This is a genomic window from Pantoea sp. EKM10T, from assembly GCF_011800685.1.
GTDB classification, from domain to species: Bacteria; Pseudomonadota; Gammaproteobacteria; order Enterobacterales; family Enterobacteriaceae; genus Pantoea; species Pantoea agglomerans.
The window spans coordinates 186,543-208,108 of sequence record NZ_JAALEU010000006.1 but is presented as its reverse complement, the minus strand read 5'-3'; the positions used below and the strand labels follow the sequence as shown (position 1 = coordinate 208,108).

General features: G+C 56.8%; 17 protein-coding genes and 2 tRNA genes. 5 read left to right on the top strand and 14 right to left on the bottom strand.

Annotated elements, in window-relative coordinates; genetic code table 11:
* Positions 1-6 precede the first annotated feature (6 nt).
* From nusA to rlmE, 9 genes are all read right to left on the bottom strand, one after another.
* On the bottom strand, positions 7-1,494 hold the full coding sequence (gene nusA, locus HFD95_RS13510; RefSeq protein WP_010251792.1) for a transcription termination factor NusA: 1,488 nt from the start codon (positions 1,492-1,494) through the stop codon (positions 7-9).
* A gap of 24 nt (positions 1,495-1,518) precedes the next feature.
* Entirely contained in the window at positions 1,519-1,971 is a 453-nt protein-coding gene (rimP, locus tag HFD95_RS13505) for a ribosome maturation factor RimP (protein WP_010251795.1), read from the bottom strand.
* A 212-nt stretch (positions 1,972-2,183) separates the two neighbouring features.
* Positions 2,184-2,260: transfer RNA gene (locus tag HFD95_RS13500), tRNA-Met, on the bottom strand.
* Between the two features lie 59 nt (positions 2,261-2,319).
* Positions 2,320-2,406, bottom strand: a tRNA-Leu gene (locus HFD95_RS13495).
* A gap of 37 nt (positions 2,407-2,443) precedes the next feature.
* A complete protein-coding gene (gene secG, locus HFD95_RS13490) occupies positions 2,444-2,782 on the bottom strand; it encodes a preprotein translocase subunit SecG (RefSeq protein WP_010251798.1) in 339 nt (112 codons plus the stop codon).
* Positions 2,783-2,998: 216 nt separating this feature from the next.
* Positions 2,999-4,333, bottom strand: a complete 1,335-nt coding sequence (gene glmM, locus HFD95_RS13485) for a phosphoglucosamine mutase (protein ID WP_010251799.1) — start codon at positions 4,331-4,333, stop codon at positions 2,999-3,001.
* A complete protein-coding gene (folP, locus tag HFD95_RS13480; RefSeq protein ID WP_010251803.1) occupies positions 4,330-5,169 on the bottom strand; it encodes a dihydropteroate synthase in 840 nt (279 codons plus the stop codon). The genes glmM and folP overlap by 4 nt, the downstream gene beginning before the upstream one ends.
* Positions 5,170-5,248: 79 nt before the next feature.
* Positions 5,249-7,174 (bottom strand): ATP-dependent zinc metalloprotease FtsH, encoded by a 1,926-nt coding sequence (gene ftsH, locus HFD95_RS13475; RefSeq protein ID WP_010251805.1) that lies wholly within the window; start codon positions 7,172-7,174, stop codon positions 5,249-5,251.
* A 113-nt stretch (positions 7,175-7,287) separates the two neighbouring features.
* Positions 7,288-7,917 (bottom strand): 23S rRNA (uridine(2552)-2'-O)-methyltransferase RlmE, encoded by a 630-nt coding sequence (rlmE, locus tag HFD95_RS13470; protein ID WP_010251807.1) that lies wholly within the window; start codon positions 7,915-7,917, stop codon positions 7,288-7,290.
* 127 nt (positions 7,918-8,044) lie between these two features.
* Here rlmE and yhbY point away from each other — a divergent pair, with 127 nt between their 5' ends.
* Positions 8,045-8,338, top strand: a complete 294-nt coding sequence (yhbY, locus tag HFD95_RS13465; RefSeq protein ID WP_010251809.1) for a ribosome assembly RNA-binding protein YhbY — start codon at positions 8,045-8,047, stop codon at positions 8,336-8,338.
* A 106-nt stretch (positions 8,339-8,444) separates the two neighbouring features.
* On the opposite strand, the gene greA is transcribed toward yhbY, so the two are convergent.
* A complete protein-coding gene (gene greA, locus HFD95_RS13460; protein ID WP_010251811.1) occupies positions 8,445-8,921 on the bottom strand; it encodes a transcription elongation factor GreA in 477 nt (158 codons plus the stop codon).
* A gap of 249 nt (positions 8,922-9,170) precedes the next feature.
* Between greA and dacB the strand changes: the two genes are divergently transcribed.
* Complete coding sequence (gene dacB / locus HFD95_RS13455) at positions 9,171-10,604, top strand: serine-type D-Ala-D-Ala carboxypeptidase (RefSeq protein ID WP_167430347.1); 1,434 nt, start codon at positions 9,171-9,173, stop codon at positions 10,602-10,604.
* A gap of 63 nt (positions 10,605-10,667) precedes the next feature.
* On the opposite strand, the gene HFD95_RS13450 is transcribed toward dacB, so the two are convergent.
* Entirely contained in the window at positions 10,668-12,935 is a 2,268-nt protein-coding gene (locus HFD95_RS13450) for a TonB-dependent siderophore receptor (protein WP_167430346.1), read from the bottom strand.
* A 250-nt stretch (positions 12,936-13,185) separates the two neighbouring features.
* Here HFD95_RS13450 and fes point away from each other — a divergent pair, with 250 nt between their 5' ends.
* From fes to HFD95_RS13435, 3 genes are all read left to right on the top strand, one after another.
* Entirely contained in the window at positions 13,186-14,391 is a 1,206-nt protein-coding gene (fes, locus tag HFD95_RS13445; protein ID WP_163763156.1) for an enterochelin esterase, read from the top strand.
* Between the two features lie 99 nt (positions 14,392-14,490).
* Positions 14,491-14,709, top strand: a complete 219-nt coding sequence (locus HFD95_RS13440) for an MbtH family protein (RefSeq protein WP_029519500.1) — start codon at positions 14,491-14,493, stop codon at positions 14,707-14,709.
* Positions 14,702-18,631 carry an enterobactin synthase subunit F gene (locus tag HFD95_RS13435; protein ID WP_167430345.1) on the top strand — a complete coding sequence of 1,310 codons (3,930 nt, stop codon included), beginning with the start codon at positions 14,702-14,704 and terminating at the stop codon, positions 18,629-18,631. The genes HFD95_RS13440 and HFD95_RS13435 overlap by 8 nt, the downstream gene beginning before the upstream one ends.
* 43 nt (positions 18,632-18,674) lie before the next feature.
* Here the strand turns inward: HFD95_RS13435 and HFD95_RS13430 are convergent, their stop codons facing one another.
* From HFD95_RS13430 to fepD, 3 genes are read right to left on the bottom strand one after another with little or no spacing between them, the layout of a single operon-like run.
* Positions 18,675-19,466 carry an ATP-binding cassette domain-containing protein gene (locus tag HFD95_RS13430; RefSeq protein WP_022625275.1) on the bottom strand — a complete coding sequence of 264 codons (792 nt, stop codon included), beginning with the start codon at positions 19,464-19,466 and terminating at the stop codon, positions 18,675-18,677.
* On the bottom strand, positions 19,463-20,443 hold the full coding sequence (gene fepG, locus HFD95_RS13425) for an iron-enterobactin ABC transporter permease (RefSeq protein WP_033769496.1): 981 nt from the start codon (positions 20,441-20,443) through the stop codon (positions 19,463-19,465). Before fepG ends, HFD95_RS13430 begins: the two co-directional genes overlap by 4 nt.
* Positions 20,440-21,429, bottom strand: coding sequence for a Fe(3+)-siderophore ABC transporter permease (fepD, locus tag HFD95_RS13420; protein WP_167430344.1), 990 nt, complete (start codon positions 21,427-21,429; stop codon positions 20,440-20,442). The genes fepG and fepD overlap by 4 nt, the downstream gene beginning before the upstream one ends.
* Positions 21,430-21,566: the final 137 nt, after the last annotated feature.

Sequence of the window (21,566 nt, the reverse complement as noted above, 5' to 3'; positions counted from 1 at the left end):
CTGTTATTACGCGTCATCGCCGAACCAGCAGATATTACGTGCGGCCATAATCAGCGCGCCGGCTTGTTCATCAGACATGCCTTCAATATCCGTCAGATCGTCAACACCTTGCTCAGCGAGATCTTCCAGCGTGCAAACGCCTTTCGACGCCAGGCGGAACGCCAGCGCACGATCGAGGCCTTCAAGATTCAGAAGATCCTCAGCGGGCTCCTGATTTCCAAGACTCTCTTCTTTCGCCAGTGCCAGGGTGGTTAACGCATTTTTTGCTCGTTCACGCAGGGCTTCAATGGTCTCTTCGTCGAGGCCGTCGACTTCCAGCAGCTCGTTGATTGGCACGTATGCCAGCTCTTCCAGCGAGGAGAAGCCCTCTTCCACCAGTACGGTGGCGAACTCTTCGTCGATGTCGAGATGTTTAGTGAACATATCGATCGCTGCATGTGCTTCAGCCTGATGCTTAGCCTGCAGATCATCGACGGTCATCACGTTCAGCTCCCAGCCACTCAGCTGTGAAGCGAGACGCACGTTTTGGCCGTTACGGCCGATCGCCTGAGCCAGATTGCCAGCTTCTACGGCGATATCCATGGTGTGGTTATCTTCATCAACCACGATTGACGCCACATCGGCCGGAGCCATGGCGTTAATAACAAACTGCGCCGGGTTATCGTCCCACAGCACGATATCGATACGCTCGCCGCCCAGTTCACTGGAAACTGCCTGAACACGCGCGCCGCGCATGCCCACACAGGCACCCACCGGATCAATACGTTTGTCGTTGGTTTTGACTGCAATTTTAGCGCGCGAACCCGGATCACGGGCAGCGGCTTTAATTTCAATCAGTTCTTCGCCAATTTCTGGCACCTCGATGCGGAACAGTTCAATCAGCATTTCTGGTTTAGAACGCGTCACGAACAGTTGCGCGCCACGCGCTTCCGGACGTACAGAGTAGAGTACGCCACGAATACGGTCGCCTGGACGGAAGTTTTCACGCGGCAGCATATCTTCGCGCAGAATCACCGCTTCGGCATTGCTGCCTAAGTCGAGGGAGATGTTGTCGCGGTTAACTTTCTTCACCACGCCCGTGATAATTTCGCCTTCCTGCTCACGGAACTGATCAACCACCATTGCGCGCTCAGCTTCGCGCACTTTTTGCACGATAACCTGCTTAGCGGTCTGGGTGGTGATACGGTCAAAGGTGACCGATTCAATCTGATCTTCGACATATTCGCCCAGATTGAATGCTTCATCTTCGAAGCGGGCCGCATCCAGCGTGATCTCGCGCGTCGGCTGTGTCACCTCTTCTACGATTTCCCAGCGGCGGAAAGTATCGAAATCGCCACTGCGGCGATCAATGCTGACGCGTACCTCAATTTCCTGCTCGTACTTTTTCTTGGTCGCAGTCGCCAGCGCGCTCTCCAGCGCTTCGAAGATTTTCTCACGCGGCAGGGCTTTTTCGTTAGAAACGGCTTCTACAACAGCTAAGATCTCTTTGTTCATCCTGGTTAGCCTCAATCCGGACTTTTAAAAGTGGGGGACCAGGTTCGCTTTCTGAATATTACTCAGCGCGAACACTTCATCGCTACCCTCAACGTGCACCGTGATCATCTCGCCATCAACTGACTTAATGGTTCCCTGCCATTTACGGCGGTTCTGAACGGCCATACGCAACACCAGACTCACTTCTTCACCCATAAAGCGGGTGTAGTGTTCTGCAGTGAACAGAGGACGATCGAGTCCCGGTGAAGAGACTTCTAGGTTGTAAGGGACGGTAATGGGATCTTCAACATCCATTACCGCACTTACCTGGTGGCTGACATCGGCGCAATCATCGACATTGATGCCATCTTCACTATCAATATAGATGCGCAGGATAGATGTGCGACTACGAACGAATTCAATTCCAACCAGTTCGTAACCCAGCGCTTCTACGGGAGCCGATACCAACTCTGTCAATTTTTGCTCTAATGTGGACAAGCCCACCCCCAAGACATAAAAAAAGGGCCTATAGCCCAGTATTACGATTCGCTAATAACAAAAAACCCCGAATATTCGGGGCTTTTAATCACTGGACCCTGTATGCCGCAATGCGGCCCGGACTCCATCCAAAGAATTTTCTTTCAAAAAATAACCGTGAATGCGTCCGTCGATGCATACAGTATATTTGAAAAAGAACTCAAAGGGAAAATTGGTTGCGGGGGCCGGATTTGAACCGACGACCTTCGGGTTATGAGCCCGACGAGCTACCAGGCTGCTCCACCCCGCGTCCGAAAACGTGGCGAATAATACGCCAGACCTGCATAAAATGCAAGGGATACTGCTATTTGGTACCGAGGACGGGACTTGAACCCGTAAGCCCAATCGGGCACTACCACCTCAAGGTAGCGTGTCTACCAATTCCACCACCACGGCACTGCACTGACCACAACGATTCGTTGTGCTGACGACCTTACTTAGGAATATCGCTGCCCGGCGTTACCGGTTGAGCTGGCTTTTCAGTCTGTTGAGAAGACTGCGCCGGCGCAGAAAGATTTTCCCACTCGCTTCCTTTAGACGCTTTATTGCTGTTCAGATTACCCAGAACCAGGCTGATGATGAAAAACAGCGCTGCTAAGATGCCGGTTGTACGAGTCATGAAATTACCTGAACCCGAAGAACCAAACACCGTACCGGATGCGCCTGCACCGAATGAGGCTCCCATATCAGCGCCTTTGCCTTGCTGCAGCATGATCATACCCACGAGGGCGATAGCTACAATAAGGAAAACTACTAAAAGAGCTTGGTACATATCATCCTGTTCCTTGCACGGTAATCGTACAGTTAAAGCTTCAACCAGTATTGATGGGGAGTCTCGTCATCACCCATCAGAAGCGGGTGTGAATACTAACCAAAGGCGCATATCTCTGCAAGTGCAATTTTTACTACCCATACTGTTTGCAGAAAAAAACGCCATCCCGGTGATTTTACAGGCAGTTCAGCACTCTGCAGACCGCCTGTTACGGTTTTAAACGGCCTTGACCTGGTCGGCGATGCGATTCGCCAGTTCGGTAACCTGCGCCTCATTTTCGCCTTCGACCATGACACGAATCAATGGCTCAGTCCCTGATTTACGCAGCAGAACGCGTCCGCGGCCCGCCAGCGCTTTCTCTACTTCAGCCGTGACGGCTTTTACCGCGTCACTCTGAAGCGGATCATGTTCGCCCGCAAAGCGTACGTTAACCAGGACCTGCGGCAGCATCTTCATGCCACTACAGAGATCGTGCAGGCTCATGTGGTTACGCACCATCGCAGTGAGCACTTGCAAACTTGCAACGATACCGTCACCGGTTGTGGTTTTATCCAGCAGGATCACATGACCGGAGTTCTCTGCACCGAGACGCCAGCCCTTCTCCTGCATCTTCTCCAGTACATAACGGTCACCGACTTTGGCACGGGTAAACGGAATGCCAAGCTGTTTCAGCGCTAACTCCAGCCCCATGTTACTCATCAGCGTACCCACCACGCCGCCGCGTAACTGTCCCTGACGCAGGGCTTCACGCGCAATGATGTAGAGGATCTGGTCGCCATCAACTTTGTCACCCAGATGGTCAATCATCATGATGCGATCGCCGTCACCGTCGTAGGCCAGGCCGATATCGGCCTTCTCCGCCAGCACGCGCTGCTGCAGCAGTTTGAGATCGGTGGCACCGCACTCTTTGTTGATGTTCATGCCGTCTGGCTGGACACCGATAGCAATCACCGTCGCGCCCAGTTCACGCAATACATTCGGCGCAATGTGGTAGGTGGCACCATTGGCGCAGTCGACCACAATTTTCAGGCCATTCAGATTCAGTTCGCTGGGGAACGTCCCTTTGCAGAACTCAATGTAACGCCCTGCTGCATCCACAATACGGCTGGCACGACCTAACTGCGCTGATTCAACACAGGTAATCGGCTTTTCCATCTCCAGCTCAATCGCCTCTTCAACGTCGTCGGGCAGTTTGGTGCCCTCGGACGAGAAGAATTTAATTCCGTTGTCGTCAAAGGGGTTATGTGACGCTGAAATCACAATGCCCGCCTCTGCGCGGAAGGTACGGGTCAGATAGGCGATGGCTGGTGTCGGCATCGGGCCGGTAAAGGCGGCCGTCAGGCCTGCTGCAGCGAGACCGGCTTCCAGCGCGGACTCCAGCATATAACCAGAGATACGGGTATCTTTACCGATGATGATCTTCTTTGAACCGTGGCGCGCCAGCACTTTACCTGCGGCCCAGCCCAGCTTCAGGACGAAATCGGGGGTGATGGGTGCTTCACCGACTTTGCCACGAATGCCGTCTGTACCGAAATATTTACGATTACTCATGATACTCCTTTTGCTCTTCGGGTCGCTTCGACCACGCGCATCGCTTCAGCCGTCTCTTTTACATCATGGGCGCGAATAATCTGCGCGCCCTGCATAGCAGCAATCACCGCGCAACTCAGGCTGCCGGTTAAACGCTGTGACGGGCCGACGTTTAACAGCTGGCCAATCATCGATTTACGCGACATCCCCACTAACAGCGGCAGGCCGAAGTGGTGAAAATCGCCAAGATGAGCCAGCAGTTCATAATTGTGGCTGAGATTTTTACCGAAACCGAAGCCCGGGTCGAGTATCAGACGCTCTTTTTTAATGCCCGCTGCTTCGCAGCGCGCTATCTGCTGAGCGAAGTAAGTGTCCACTTCGCTTAAAATATTTTCGTAAACCGGTGCCTGCTGCATGGTGCGCGGTTCGCCCTGCATATGCATTAAACAGACGGGCAGTCCGGTTGCGGTTGCGGCTTCCAGTGCTCCGGGTTCAGAAAGTGAACGCACGTCGTTAATGATGTGAGCACCCACTCGCGCAGCTTCCCGGATGACGTCAGCTTTAGAGGTGTCCACTGAAATCCAGACTTCGAAACGCTGGGCAATGGCATCGATGACCGGAATCACCCGCTCCAGCTCCTCCTCCACACTCACTTCATCCGCGCCAGGACGGGTTGATTCCCCACCCACATCGATGATGGTTGCGCCTGCATTGACCATCTCATTGGTATGCGTCAGCGCATCGACCAGCGCGTTATGCTTTCCACCATCTGAAAAGGAGTCCGGCGTGACGTTAAGAATGCCCATCACATGTGGAAAAGATAAATCGAGATGGGAATCACGGGCGAACAACTTCATAGCGGAAACTCCTTGCTGATCAATATCTGGATGTAAAAAACCCCGGACCAGCCGGGGTTTTGTCTGACGATGTTGCGTCTTATTTGTTGTACTGCTCTGACATGGTATTGCCTGGGTTTGGCGTACGCGGTTCATCAACCGGACGTGGCGCCTTTGGCGTACCGTTGCTGTCTGAGTTGCTGCCTGGATCTTCCCAGCCCGCTGGCGGACGCACTTCGCGGCGTGCCATCAGGTCGTCGATCTGCGGTGCATCAATGGTTTCATACTTCATCAGCGCGTCTTTCATCGCGTGAAGGATGTCCATGTTCTCACCCAGAATCTGACGAGCACGCTGGTAGTTGCTGTCGATCAGGTGCTTAACTTCCTGGTCGATGATGCGGGCCGTTTCATCAGACATATGTTTCGCTTTCGCGACAGAACGTCCGAGGAACACTTCACCCTCTTCTTCTGCATAGAGCAACGGACCCAGTTTTTCAGAGAAGCCCCACTGCGTCACCATGTTACGCGCCAGATTGGTCGCAACTTTAATATCGTTGGACGCACCGGTAGAAACACGTTCTGCACCGTAGATGATCTCTTCTGCCAGACGACCGCCGTAAAGCGTTGAGATCTGGCTTTCCAGTTTCTGACGGCTGGCGCTGATCGCGTCGCCTTCAGGCAGGAAGAAGGTCACACCCAGTGCGCGACCGCGCGGGATAATCGTTACTTTATGAACCGGGTCATGCTCTGGCACCAGGCGACCAATAATGGCGTGGCCTGCTTCGTGGTAGGCAGTTGACTCTTTCTGCGATTCCGTCATCACCATGGAGCGACGTTCCGCACCCATCATGATTTTGTCTTTCGCTTTCTCGAACTCTACCATCGAAACCACACGCTTGTTTGAACGGGCCGCGAACAGCGCTGCTTCGTTAACAAGGTTGGCCAGATCGGCACCCGAGAAGCCTGGCGTACCACGTGCAATGATTGCTGCATCAACATCAGTTGCCAGCGGCACACGACGCATATGCACTTTCAGGATCTGCTCACGACCGCGAACATCTGGCAGGCCAACAACAACCTGACGGTCAAAGCGACCTGGACGCAGCAGCGCAGGGTCCAGTACGTCAGGACGGTTAGTTGCGGCGATAACAATAATACCTTCGTTACCTTCGAAACCATCCATCTCAACCAGCATCTGGTTCAGCGTCTGCTCACGTTCGTCATGTCCACCGCCTAAACCGGCGCCACGCTGACGACCGACTGCGTCGATCTCATCGATAAAGATGATGCATGGAGCCGCTTTTTTGGCCTGTTCGAACATGTCACGCACACGGGATGCACCGACACCGACAAACATTTCCACAAAGTCAGAACCGGAGATGGTAAAGAAAGGCACCTTCGCTTCGCCGGCAATCGCTTTTGCCAGCAAGGTTTTACCGGTACCCGGTGGCCCCACCATCAGAACGCCTTTTGGAATCTTACCGCCCAGCTTCTGGAAACGGCTTGGCTCACGCAGATATTCCACCAGCTCAGCAACTTCATCTTTCGCTTCGTCACAACCTGCTACGTCGGCGAAAGTGGTTTTAATCTGGTCTTCCGTCAACATGCGGGCTTTGCTCTTGCCGAAGGACATCGCGCCCTTACCGCCGCCGCCCTGCATCTGACGCATAAAGAAGATCCACACACCGATCAGCAGCAACATCGGGAACCATGAAATGAAGATTGAAGCCAGCAGGCTTGGTTCTTCCGGCGGTTCGCCAACCACTTTGACGTTTTTGGTCAAGAGGTTATCGAGCAACTTGGGATCGTTGACAGGAATGTAGGTCGTGTATTTATTGCTGTCTTTTTTAACGACGTTAATTTCACGCCCGTTAATACGTGCCTCGCGGACCTGATCCTGGTTCACTTCCGACAGGAAGGTTGAATAATCAACCCGACGGCCATTCGACTCGCTGGGCCCAAAGCTCTGGAATACTGACATCAGCACGACCGCGATGACTAACCAGAGAATCAGGTTTTTCGCCATGTCACTCAAGGGATTAACCTCATATTACAACGGTGTTAACAGATAGCGTAGGGTACTATAGATCCCGCATACATGGAATCGCAGCAAAACTGCGGACTTCTCCAGCAATTTGGTTATAGTTTGCGCCCAGTCGCCACAATATACACTTCACGTGAACGTGAACGTGAAGCGTCCGGCTTACGAATTTTCACTTTCGTAAACAGGGAGCGAATTTCCCGCAGGTATTCATCGAAGCCATCTCCCTGAAACACTTTCACTACAAAACTGCCGCCAGGTGCCAGGATATCCCGACACATCTCCAGCGCCAGCTCGACTAAATACATCGACCGGGGAATATCTACGGCAGGTGTACCACTCATATTCGGCGCCATATCGGACATGACAACCTGAACTTTTTGATCGCCAACGCGTTCAAGCAGCGCATTGACCACCGATTCTTCACGAAAATCGCCCTGAAGGAAATCGACACCGACTATCGGATCCATTGGCAGGATATCACAGGCAATGACTCGCCCTTTGTTCCCAATTTGCTGTACCACATATTGCGACCAGCCTCCGGGTGCAGCACCCAGATCTACCACGGTCATGCCGGGTTTGAAAAGCTTGTCACCCTGTTGTATTTCATCAAGTTTAAACCAGGCGCGCGAACGCAACCCTTTTTTATGCGCCTGGAGCACATATTTATCGCTAAAGTGTTCCTGAAGCCAGCGGCCGGAGCTGGCCGAACGCTTTTTACCCGTCATAATATTTCCAACTAAATCGTCATCGTAGCGATAAACCTGCACGCAATGGGTTGCGTCGATTTGGTGATATACCCGAGATGGCGGTAGAATGAACCGTTTTCAATCCCTGAGTAAGTAAAAAACTACGATGAATCTAAGTACCAAACAAAAACAGCACCTCAAGGGCCTCGCCCATCCGCTCAAGCCAGTGGTTATGCTGGGTGGCAATGGCCTGACTGAAGGCGTGCTGGCCGAAATCGAGCAGGCTCTGTCGCATCACGAACTGATCAAGGTAAAAATCGCCTCGGAAGATCGTGAAACGAAGCAGCTGATCGTTGAGGCTATCGTGCGTGAGACCGGTGCCAGCAACGTACAGGTGATCGGCAAAACGCTGGTGCTGTATCGCCCCTCTAAAGAGAGCAAAATTTCTCTGCCACGCTAAGTGGGCAAAGAAAGTGACATGCTCTTACCTCAGATAAAAGGCCGCAATGCGGCCTTTTTCCTTTCTTTACATTGTGCTTTAACGCTTTTCAAAGCGTAGCAACATCTTAAAGGTATTCCACCTTCAGGATTTCATACTCAACGTCGCCGCCCGGGGTTTTCACGATAGCCACGTCATCGGCCTCTTTACCCACCAGGCCACGCGCCATCGGCGAATTGACCGAAATCAGATTTTGCTTAAAGTCCGCTTCGTCATCGCCCACAATGCGATACGTGGCTTCTTCGTCGGTTTCGACGTTCAGCACGGTAACGGTTGCACCGAAAATCACGCGTCCGGTTTTCGGCATCTGAGTGACGTCGATAACCTGCGCATTGGAGAGTTTGGCTTCAATCTCCTGAATACGGCCTTCGCAAAAACCCTGCTCTTCACGCGCAGCGTGATATTCCGCGTTCTCTTTTAAATCGCCATGTTCGCGTGCATCAGCGATAGAGGCGATAATGCGCGGGCGCTTCACGGTTTTCAGCTCGTTCAGCTCTTCGCGCAATCTTTCAGCGCCTCTTAACGTCATCGGAATCTGATTCATTTAAGCTCCTCGCCATCTTTCCTGTTTAACGATGTCATCCTGACCGGTGACTGCAGAAAAAAGCGTTCTGCGGCGCATTAGCCCGTTTTTGCAAATAAAAGAATCCTGACCCGGAGATGCTTCCAGGCCAGAAAAGAGTTTTGCAATTTGATACGTATTTTACCCCAGAGTTCCCTGCGGGTCATCGTTTACTTTGCACCGTCCAGCGACGTAGTATTGACGCCCTCACCTGCCAGTTACCGCGAGATTATGCGATTTTCACGACTTGTTACCGGATTAAGCTGCGCATTTATGCTGCAGGCACACGCAGCGCCAGTTGATGAATACATGCAGTACCTGCCAGACGGCGCCAATCTGGCGCTGATGGTACAAAAAGTAGGCGCATCAACACCGATTATTGATTATCACGGAAAACAGATGGCCCTGCCCGCCAGTACCATGAAAGTGGTGACGGCGCTGGCAGCATTGCTGGAGCTGGGTGGCGACTTCCGTTTTCAGACCACTTTTGAGACTCGCGGCGCCATTATCGATGGCACCCTGAACGGCGATTTAGTCGCACGTTTCGGCGGTGATCCCACCTTAAGCCGTCAGGATCTGCGCAACATGGTGGCGGCGATAAAAAAGCAGGGCATTAACCATATCAAAGGCAATCTGGTTATCGACACCTCCGTTTTTGCCAGTCACGATATGGCGCCGGGCTGGCCGTGGAACGATATGACCCAGTGCTTCAGTGCTCCGCCGGGTGCGGCAATCGTTGATAAAAACTGCTTCTCGGTGTCGCTCTACAGTGCTAATACGCCGGGTGAGAATGCCTTTGTACGTATCGCCTCCTATTATCCGGCGCATATGTACAGCCAGGTGCGCACCATTGGCCGCAACAGCGGCGAAGGGCAATATTGCGAGCTGGATGTGGTGCCGGGCGAGCTGAACCGCTACACCCTCACGGGCTGTATGCGCCAGCGCGCGGAACCGCTGCCGCTGGCATTTGCGGTGCAGGATGGCGCGGCCTGGGCTGGCGAAATCCTCAAGGCGGAACTACGGTCGTCTGAGATTGACTATAGCGGGCATCTGGTGCGACAGACGCAGGTCACCGAACCGGGTACCGTGCTGGCATCGACCCAGTCCGCGCCGCTGCATACGCTGCTGCACACCATGCTGAAGAAGTCAGACAACATGATTGCCGACACGGTGTTTCGCACCATTGGTCAGCACTACTTCAATGTGCCCGGCACGTTCCGCGCCGGACAGGATGCCGTTCGCCGCATCCTGAAAGCCAAAGCCAATGTCGACATGGGTAATAGCATTCAGGTGGATGGTTCAGGTCTCTCCCGCCATGACCTGATTTCGCCGCAAACCATGATGCAGGTATTGCAGTTCATTGCGAAGAATGACAACACGCTGGATTATATTTCGATGCTGCCGCTGGCAGGTTACGACGGCACGCTGCAGTATCGCGGCGGGCTGCATGAGGCGGGGCTGGATGGCAAAGTCTCGGCGAAAACCGGCTCACTGCAGGGCGTCTATAACCTGGCGGGCTTTATCACCACCTCCAGTGGTGCGCGGGTGGCATTCGTTCAGTTCCTTTCCGGTTATGCGGTCCCGCCGGAAGATCAGCGTACCCGCCGTATTCCGCTGGTGCGATTTGAGAGCCGTCTCTACCGCGATATCAATCAGAACAACTGATTATTCAGTCATAAAAAAAGCGCAGCGGTCAGATCAACCGCTGCGCTTTTTATTGCCCGTCCATCAGAAGCGGATATTCACGCTCATATACCAGGTGCGGCCCGACTCGTTAAAGGTATTGGCCCCTGCGCCATAGAGCCACGCTCCGGTGGTGGCATTGCCGGTGGTCTGCGCGTTGCCCTGACGGAAATGGCGCTTGTCGAACAGGTTGTCGATACCCACGGTGACGCTGGCATATTTATTAACGTCATAGGTGCCGCTCATGCCCACAACCGAATAGGGGCTCACCTGATCGGTGGCGCTACCGGTAACGGCGTTACCTTTATAGTCATATTTCTTCGGTACCTGTTTACCGTACCAGGTCAGGGTCGTTTGCAGGGAGAGGTCCTGCATCGCCTGCCAGCTCAGCGTCGAATTGAGCGTATATTCCGGAATAATCGACAGACGATCGCCGGTCTCTTTATTCTTACTCTGCAACATGTAAGTGAAGTTATTGTTCCACGTCACGCTGTCAGAGAACGGGACATTGACCGTGCCTTCCAGCCCCTCGACGACCGCTTTGGGCACATTTTCCCATTTGTAGATGTCGGTTTTGCCGTTAGATGCGGTGCCGGTTGGCGCCGTGCCAGCCTCGATCTTGTTACGGTAGTCGTTGCGGAACCAGGTCAGGCCCGCCTGGTAGCCATCGCGCTTCCATTCGACCCCAATCTCTTTATTGATGCTGTTTTCCGCTTTCAGATCGTCATTACCCATCAGATAACAGGCACCGGCACTGGCGGCGCAGCCCTGACCGTTGCTGTAGAGCAGATAGTTCGGGTTGGTCTGATAGAGGCTCGGGGCTTTATAGGCGCGCGCAATACCCATTTTCAGTGTGAACTCATCGCCTAATCCCTGTGACAGGTTGAGCGACGGACTCCAGTTATCGCCGACAATCGAATGGTGATCGAAGCGCAGGCCCGGCGTCAGCATGGTGCTATCGGTCAGCTCAATATTGTCTTCGGCAAACAGCGAGAAGATTTCCGCCTGTGAATAGGGTGTGCGGCCGGTCGTAGCGATACCGGGAATCGACCCGTAGCTGGCGGCCTGAGTCGTCGATGAAGGATCCTTCATCCGCTGCTGATTCCATTCCGTCCCGAAAGTCGCGGTCTGGTTCACCAGCCATTCAAACGGCACACTGATCTCACTGTGCAACAACACATCATCCAGCTGGATGGTATTGAAGTTGCTGTTGGCGAAGATGCCTTCGGTGCCGCCCGCCAGCCCCTCATTCAGACGCGCGTTGCGGGTATTCTCATATTGCGCGTAGGTATTGGTGCTGATGCCATTATCCCAGGCACCGGTCCACTTAACAGAAAAGTTCTGCCGATAGAGCCGGTTGGTCTCTTCACCATATTTGCTTTTCACCAGGGCGTTGGTATTGGTGTTCTGCGTGTCCCCGGCATAGAGGTTGCCCTGACGACTGTAACCGGCCCCCACTTCCAGCGTCTGCATCGGCGCAAATGCCCAGCGCAGCAGGCCATGAATATCTTTGTTGATCGAGCCTTCCCGGCCCGCCGGGTACGATCCGGCGTAACTGCCGGTGCGGTCTGCGGCGTGCCCTTCATTAATGTCGTAAGCATCAGCCTGCGTTTTTGCCAGTCCGCCATAGAGCCGGAAACTGACATCATCGCCCAGTGGCCCTTCAAGGCTGAAGTTGGTGCGACGGGTCGCGCCCTCCTCCTTGTGTTCCGGCACGTTGTAATAGGCGCTCCATGAGCCGTGCCACTGATTATCCATCTCTTTTTTGGTGATGATGTTCACCACGCCGCCCGCTGCACCGTTACCGTAACGGGCCGCTGCCGGACCGCGGATTACCTCAATGCGATCAATGATCTCTGGCGGCACCCAGTTAGTGTCGCCGCGCGTATCACGCTCGCCACGCCAGCCAAGCCGAACCGCGTTGCGGCTGGTCACCGGCAATCCATCGATCAGAATCAGGGTATTTTCCGGCCCCATGCCGCGGATATCGATCTGGCGATTGTTTCCGCGCTGGCCGCTGGTGGAGTTACCGGTCAGATTGACGCCAGGCATGGTGCGAATAATTTCGGCGACATCGCGTGCGGGTGGATGTTTTTTAATTTCGTCGGCGGTGATGGTCGACACGCCAGGTGCCTGCAGCGTCTGCTCGGCGGCGGTCACCATCATGGTGTCGTCGTGGAGGGTATCGGAGGTGCTGCTGTCGATAGCCGGTTCGCGGGTGGCTTCGGCAGCCACGGCACCGGCAGAAATGAGAGAGGCGGTGAAACCCAGTTCAATCATAATGGCTAACGAAAGCCGGGATAACTTTTTCATTTTTCTGTTCCTGGAGTGCCGGCGAGGATGCCACTGCCGGCGTGCCGGTAAAAAAGTAATAACCTTGCCTGCAACGTTTTCCCCTTGTCGCCGGGCCAGCGTCAGAACCGCTTTGCATCAGTCTGAAAGCCGGTGCGGCAGAGAGGATGCGCGCGCTCCCTGTCGGGCGGAAACACCCTATTGCAAATGCAAATAATTATCAATACTATTATTCATAACATGCATGACCCTAATCAAGGGTGATCGAAAGATGGCGCGTATGACGTGGTTAAATGAAGAAACCGGCAGTGAACGCTGGTGGCAACAGCAGCAGCAACGGGGCATTCCTCTGGTTGAAGCTGGCGAAAAGGGAACCTGTCAGGTCACCTTTTTCTGGCGCGATCCTCAGGGTGACACGCAGCACTCCGATACCCGGCGCGTCTGGATCAATATTACCGGCGTAACCGATCATCATCATTCAGCGGTCCCCTCCTCATTAACGCCTGTTCCCGATACCGATGTCTGGTGGTGGCAGACCGCCCTGCCCGCTGACTGGCGCGGCAGTTACTGCCTGATTCCTGATAGTCAGGAAGAGACTTTTACCGGGCAGGCCGATATGCAGGCAGTGCGCCAGTGGTGGAGTCAGAAATTCCCGCAGGCGCAAAGCGACCCGCTGAATCCTTTGCGAAGCTGGGCGGGTGGACGCGGAATGAGGGTCTCGCCACTGCACCTGCCACACGCGCCGGATCAGCAGGTGTGGCGTGCAGTTGATGAAGGCCGTGCCGCTGATATTCCGCTGCAACACTATTTGTGGCGCAGCGAACGGCTGGGGAACCAGCGTCAGATCTGGATCTCTGTTACCGGAGACGCCAGTGCAGGCGATCGTCCGCTGGTACTGCTGCTGGATGGTCAGTTCTGGGCACAGAACATGCCGGTTGCCGGCCCGCTTCAGCAACTGACAGAGGCAGGCGAACTGCCCCCTGCGGTCTATGTCATGATCGACATCATCGACCGCGAGCACCGCACGCGTGAGCTGACCTGTAACCCTGACTTCTGGCTGGCGATTCAGCACGAGCTGTTGCCGCAGGTTCAGCGCTGGGCGCCGTTTCGTGCCGACAGCACGCTGGTAGCGGGACAGAGTTTTGGCGGCCTTTCTGCCGCTTACGCCACCCTGACCTGGCCGGAAACCTTTGCTGGGGCGATCAGCCTCTCCGGGTCGTTCTGGTGGCCCGCGCGCGGCGATCCCAATGGCTGGCTGCCACAGCAGTTACAACAGGGCTTACTGCAGGCCCCCCCTCGCCGCTTCTACCTGGAAGCGGGACGACGCGAACGGCTGATTCTGGCAGCAAACCAGCAGTTTCAGCACGATCTGAACGCTGCCGGACATCAGGTCAGCTATCACCCGGTCGAAGGCGGTCACGATGCGCTGTGCTGGCGCGGCGGACTGCTGGCAGGCCTTAAAGCCATGTGGCAATAGCCCTGACCCGCTTATATTCCGCCTTCTGCGCGCCACTGAAAGATATCTATGCAGGACAGCGGCGTTAGCGCGCCCGGTGACTGCGGACAGGAGACCGACATGCAACAACTTAACCCTTTCGACGATCCGCAACAGGATTGTCAGGTGCTGAAGAACGATCAGCAGCAGTACAGTTTATGGCCCGCCTTTTGTGCGGTTCCGGCAGGATGGCAGCCGGTGTTTGGCCCCGGGCCACAGGCTGACTGTCTGAGCTGGCTGAATGAAAACTGGCACGATATCCGTCCGGTTATGACGCAGGACAGAGGCGAAAATGTCTGAGATCACCCTCAACCCGCAGACAGAACAAAAAACGCTGCCACTGGTGGCCGCTCAGCCCGGAATCTGGATCGCTGACCAGCTATCGCCCTATTCCAATGCTTACGCCGTGGCGCATTTTGTCGAACTGCGCGGTGCGCTGAACAGCGCGCTGCTGTCACGGGCCATAATTGCTGGCATGCAGGAAGCGGACACACTGAATATGGCCTTTGGCGAGCTGGAGGGTGAACCGCTACAGTGGCCTGAACCCCAGGCTTTCCGCGAGCCTGAGGTGATCGATCTGCGCGACGCCGCCGATCCGGAGGCCGCAGCACGTGCGCTGATGCAGCAGGATATGACCGGCGATCTGCGGGTGCTGAGCGGCGCGCCGCTCTACCATCACAGCCTGTTTCGGCTGGATGAGGATCACTGGTGCTGGTATCAGCGATACCATCATCTGGTGGTCGATGGTTTTAGTTTCACCGCCCTGACCCGCCGTATCGCCAATCTCTACAGCGCCTGGCAGCGCGGCGACACGCCGGAGCCAAGCCCGTTCGTGCCGTTCAGCGACGTCGTTGATGAATATCAGCGCTATCAGCAATCTTCGGGCTGGCAGCGCGATCGCCAGTTCTGGCTGGAGAAAGGCGCGCAGCTACCTGCGCCCGCCTCGTTGTCCGCTCTGCCGCTGGCCGGTGAGAGCGCCAGTACCGACCTGCTGCGCCACACGTTTGCCGTGGATCGCGACACGTTTCAGGCTTTGCTGACGCACACCGGGCAGCACAACCTCAGTGCTGCGGATACCGCCTTTGCGCTGGTGGCGTTATGGCTGGCGCGCCTCACCGGTCAGCATGCGTTCGCCGCCGGTTTCATCTTTATGCGCCGCATCGGCTCGGCCGCGCTCTGCGCCACCGGTCCGGTGATTAACGTGCTGCCAATGGCGGTGCATTACGATCCGGCACAGCCGCTGACGGCACTGGCCGGGCGTCTGGCGGCCGAAGTCAAAAAAATGCGTCGTCATCAGCGTTACGACGCTGAACAGGTGCAGCGCGATCTGGGTCGCTCCGGCGACAGCGATCCGCTCTATGGGCCGGTAATCAACCTGAAGATGTTTGATTACCAGCTCGATTTCGCTGGCATCAAAGGCATAACCCATCAGCTGGCGTCAGGACCGGTACGCGATCTGGAGATTGCTATCTACCTCAGCGAACAGGGCGACCTGACGCTGGAGTTACTCGCTAATGCACAGCGCTACAGTGAGACAACGCTAAAGCAACACGCCAACCGCTTTGGCCTGCTGCTTCAGCAGCTTGCCGTCCGGCCAGCCAGTGCCTGTGGCGAGCTGGACATGCTGATGCCGGAAGAGCATCAGCAGCTCGCGGCGATCAACCAGACTGCCGTAATGCTGCCTGCAGAAACCCTGAGCAGCCTGCTGCTTCGGCAGGCACAGCGTTCGCCGCGCGCTCCGGCACTGGCAGATGAGGGGCATCAGCTTAACTATCAACAGATGCAGCAGCAGGTCGCCGCGCTGGGGCAGCAGTTGATTGCGCAGGGAGTGACGCCGGGTGATATCGTCGCCGTAGCGCTGCCGCGTTCGGTCTTTTTATCGCTGGCGCTGCAGGCGATCGTCAGCGTGGGGGCAACCTGGCTGCCGCTTGATACCGGCTACCCGGACGATCGGTTACAGATGATGCTGGAAGATGCCGCGCCGAAAACGCTGATCACCTGTCGTGAACTGGCCGAGCGGCTGGCGGCACTCTCACCCGTCGCGCCGCTGTTTTACGACGCGCTGTTAACACCCGTGGATAGCGTGCTGATGCAGGCCCCGCGTCCACAGGATGGCGCATACATCATCTATACCTCCGGCTCGACCGGTCGGCCAAAAGGGGTGCTGGTCAGTCATGAGGCGATCGTCAACCGTCTGTTATGGATGCAGGATCGCTATCCGCTCGGCAGCGATGATGTGGTGTTGCAGAAAACCCCGAGCAGCTTTGATGTTTCGGTATGGGAGTTCTTCTGGCCGCTCATCGTCGGCGCACGGCTGGTGATGGCTCCGCCCGATGCTCATCGCGACCCGGACGCGCTGCAGCAGCTGTTTGCCCGCTACCGCGTGACCACCACCCATTTTGTTCCGTCGATGCTGGCTGCTTTTGTCGCTTCGTTGCAGGAAGGTGACGCGATAGCGCGCTGCGCCACCCTGCGCCGGGTTTTCTGTAGCGGCGAAGCGCTGCCCGCAGAGTTATCGCGCCAGTGGCAGGCGCTGACCCGTGTGCCCTTGCATAATCTTTATGGCCCGACCGAAGCGGCGGTTGATGTCAGCTACTATCCGGCCTTTGGCCCGGAGCTGGCGGCCGTCGAAGGGGCCAGCGTGCCGATTGGCTTCCCGGTCTGGAACACCGGCTTACGGATTCTGGATGCGCGTCTGCAGCCGGTGCCACCGGGCGTGGCTGGCGATCTCTATCTGACCGGCGTGCAGCTGGCGCATGGCTATCTTGATCGTCCCGACCTCACTGCCAGCCGGTTTGTCGCCGATCCGTGGGGTCACGGCTCCCGGATGTACCGCACTGGTGATATGGCGCGCTGGCTGCCGGATGGTGCGGTGGAGTATCTGGGCCGCAGCGACGATCAGCTAAAAATTCGCGGGCAGCGTATCGAGCTGAACGAGATCGACCACGCCATGGCTGCGCTACCTGGCATTGAGCAGGCCGTCACACATGCGGTGGTGCTGGGGAGCAGCAGCGATCAGCAGGGCGATGCCCGCCAGCTGGTCGGCTATGTGGTGGCTGATGGCCCGATCGATACCGACGCAATGCGTCAGACTCTGGCCTCACAGTTACCGGCGCATATGGTGCCGGTGGCGATTGTTCAGTTGGCGGCGTTACCGCTCAGCAGCAACGGTAAACTGGATCGCAAAGCGCTGCCGCTGCCGCAAACGCAGGCAGCGCTGGCTGGTCGCGCGCCGCATCCCGGACTCGAAACGACACTGGCACAGGCGTTTGCCAGGCTGCTGGAGTGCGAACCGGTGAGCGCCCAGGATGATTTCTTCTCGCTGGGCGGTCACTCGCTGCTGGCGATGCGGCTGGCAGCACAGCTGCGCCGGACGCTGAATCAGCCGGTGTCAGTGGGCCAGATCATGGTGGCATCCACGGTAGAAAAGCTGGCGACACTGCTCAGCAGCGAGCCCGCGGATGTGGCTCGTGCCGGATTTGAAGCGGTATTACCCTTGCGACGCGGCACTGGCCCAACGCTGTTTTGCTTCCATCCCGCCTCCGGTTTTGCCTGGCAGTTCAGCGTGTTGCAACGCTATCTGGATGCACGCTGGTCGCTACTCGGCATTCAGTCACCCGACATCACCAGCCCGCTGAACCAGGCGCAGCACCTTGACGCGGTGTGTGAGGCGCATCTGGCGACGGTGCGTCAGCAGCAGCCACAGGGGCCATACTATTTCCTGGGCTACTCGCTGGGTGGCACGCTGGCGCAGGGTATCGCCGCGCGGCTGGAGGCCGAAGGTGAAACCGTTGCCTTCCTCGGACTGCTGGATACCTGGCCGCCGGAGACGCAGAACTGGGATGAACGACGCGGTGAAAACGTGCTGGATCCGGCGGTGCTGGAAGAGGTTAATCGTGAGCGCGAGCAGTTTATCGCTGCGCAGCGGCAGCAGGCCGGTGAAGGAATGGAGGCACTGTTTACCACCATTGAAGCCAACTACGCCAGTTCGGTGCGCCTGCTGGCAACAGCGCGCAGTGCCCGTTTCACCGGACACGCAACCCTGTTCCTGGCGGAACAGACGCAGCAGCCCGGTCAGGATGCGCGCCGCGCCTGGGCGCCCTATGTCGGCGAGCTGACTATCTGGCCGCTGGACTGTGCGCACGTCGAGATCATCTCACCGCGCATGTTCGAACAGATTGGGCCACGACTGCAGCAGTGCCTGGCGTCGCTGAATCCCTGAACCGTTCTGACTTTGCGCTTTCTCCACCTGAAGAAAGCGCAGGTCAGCCTCTTCCCAGCGGCACAATCATCGGCGTACCGGCCACCGGATCGTTAATGATGATGCAGCGCAGGCCGTAGATCGCTTCTATCAGTTCCGGCGTGACGATCTCCGCCGGTTTCCCTTCGGCAATGATTTTCCCGTCTCGCATCGCAATCAGGTGGCTGGCATAGCGGCACGCCTGATTGAGATCGTGCAGCACCACCACCAGCGTACGGCCATGCTGCTGATTGAGATCCTGCATTAATTCCAGCAACTCAATCTGATGGGCGATGTCGAGCCAGGTGGTCGGTTCATCCAGCAGCAACAGTGGCGTCTGCTGAGCCAGCACCATCGCAATCCACACCCGCTGCCGCTGGCCGCCAGAGAGCGTATCAACCTGCTGCTGCGCCAAATCTGCCACGCCGGTAGCCTGCATTGCCTGCTGAACAGCCGTCTCATCTTCCTGTCGCCAGCGACCAAACAGCGACTGGTGCGGATAACGCCCGCGCGCGACCAGTTCGCTGACGCTGATGCCCGCTGGTGCATTCGAGCTTTGCGGTAGCAGCCCCAGCCGACGCGCCACCTCTTTGGTAGCGTAGTGAGCAATCGCATTGCCATCCAGCAGCACCTGGCCTTTCAGGGGCGAGACCAGGCGGCTTAAGGTACGCAGCAGCGTCGACTTTCCACAGGCATTGGGGCCAATAATAACGGTCAGTTCACCGTCGGGGATCGCGACGGTGAGATTCTCCGCCACGATTTTTTTGTCATACCCCAGCGTCAGCGCGTCGCCCTGCAAACGTGTTTTCACTGTCATTGGCGTCGCGCCTCCCGTACCAGTAGAGCAATCAGATAGAGTCCGCCCAGGCTAACCGTGATGACGCCAACCGGCAGCTGATAAGGCAGGAAAAAGTGCTGCGCGGCATAATCCGCGGCGGTTAACAGCAGCGCGCCGCACAAGGCAGCCAGCGGCAGCGCGCCTTTGATACCGCCACACAGCCGACGAGCAATCTGCGGTGCCAGCAGCGCAATAAAGGAGACAGGACCGACCAGCGCGGTAGAGGCGGCGGTGAGGATCACGCCCGTCAGCATCAGCAAAACGCGGCTGCGTTCAACCGGTACGCCCAGCGCGCAGGCGGTGTCGTCACCCATCTCCAGTAGACGCATGCGCCGGGCCAGCATGCTTGTCGCCAGCAGCGCCAGCAGCAGCACGGTAATCACCGGCGTCGTTTTCGCCCAGGTAATGCCGTTGAGTGAACCGGCGCTCCAGAGCCCGGCGCTCAGTGCCGCCTCCAGTGAGGCGCTGATAATCAGCCAGCTGTTCAGCGCCATCAGCAGCGCCCGCACGCTGATGCCCACAATGATCAGACGAAAGGTCTCCACGCCGTTGCGCCAGCTGAACAGCCAGACCACGCTCGCCGTGAGCAGTCCGCCAAGCAGTGCCGCCAGCGTCATGCCCTCCATGTTTTGCTGGAACAGCACCAGTGCCACCAGCACGCCGCTGTAAGCGCCGGTATTGAAACCCAGAATATCGGGGCTGCCCAGCGGGTTGCGCAGCAGCGACTGAAAAATTGCCCCGCTGACGCCCAGTGCCGCACCAATCAGCAGCGCCATCATGACACGCGGCAGTCGCCACTCCAGTACAATCAGCTGTATGTTACGCGCCGCCTCGCCGTTGATAAGGGCCCACAACTGGCTGGCGGAGATCGGTAAGGTGCCGCGCGTAATGCTCAGAAAGGTCAGCACCCCGCAGGCCACCAGCAGCATCAGCGCATTAATCATCACCCGTTTCATAGCTGCCCTCTTCCCGACTTGCGGCGCACCAGCACAATCAGCATCGGCGCGCCCAGTATGGCCGTGACAATCGACACGCGCAGTTCGCCCGGTACCAGCAGCCGTCCCAGAATATCGGCGGCCAGCAGCAAACAGGGGGTGATAAGAAGGGTTCCGGGCAGCATCCAGCGATGATCGTTACCCAGCAGCCAGCGGGCCAGATGTGGCGTCATTAAGCCGACAAACGCGATGGGGCCGACAGCGGCTGTCGCCGCCCCACTCAGCAGCGCAATAGCCAGTAATCCCACCAGCTGGGTACGCATCACCCGGGTACCCAGCGCAGTCGCCATATCACCGCCCATACTCAGGCTGTTGAGCGAACGCGCCAGCAGCAGCGCCAGCAGGCTCCCGGCGACTACCGCCGAAAAGGTGGTGCGCAGAATGGCAAAATTGCGGATATCCAGCGAGCCACTGTGCCAGAAACGCAGATGATCGTAGATGTCAGGATTGAGCAGCGATAAACCAGAGGTTAACCCCTCCAGCACCGCGCCCAGCGCCACGCCTGCCAGCGTCAGACGCACCGGATTAACGCGGCCACCACCCAGCGCACCGGTCAGCGCCACCAGCAGGGAGGCCAGCAGTGCGCCCGTAAAGGCAAAGCCAAGCCAGTCCGCGGGGGAGTCAGCGCCAGACAGGGCGATGCCCAGCACTACCGCAAAGCCTGCACCGGCGTTGATACCGAGAATGCCGGGATCGGCCAGCGGATTGCGCGTCAGGCTCTGCATCAGCGCGCCCGCCAGACCTAAACTGATCCCGGCCAGCAGTCCCGCCAGGGTGCGCGGCAGTCGGGCATCGCGCACGATGACACAATCGACGCGGTTACAGTCGCTGAGTAAGGCCTGCGTGACATCATGAAAGGGGATAGATTTGGCACCCAGCATCAGGCTGAGCGCGAGAAGCAACAACAGCAGCATCCCTGAACCTGCTATTGCACGAAGTTGACGCATAACGTTTAAACCTTCACCGATTCATTGAGATCGCAGCACGAGTCATTATGATAATGATACTTGTTATCGTTATTAGTGATTTTTTGTATGTTACCATGACTCCCGGACTCAATGATGAGGAAAATGGGTGCAAAAAA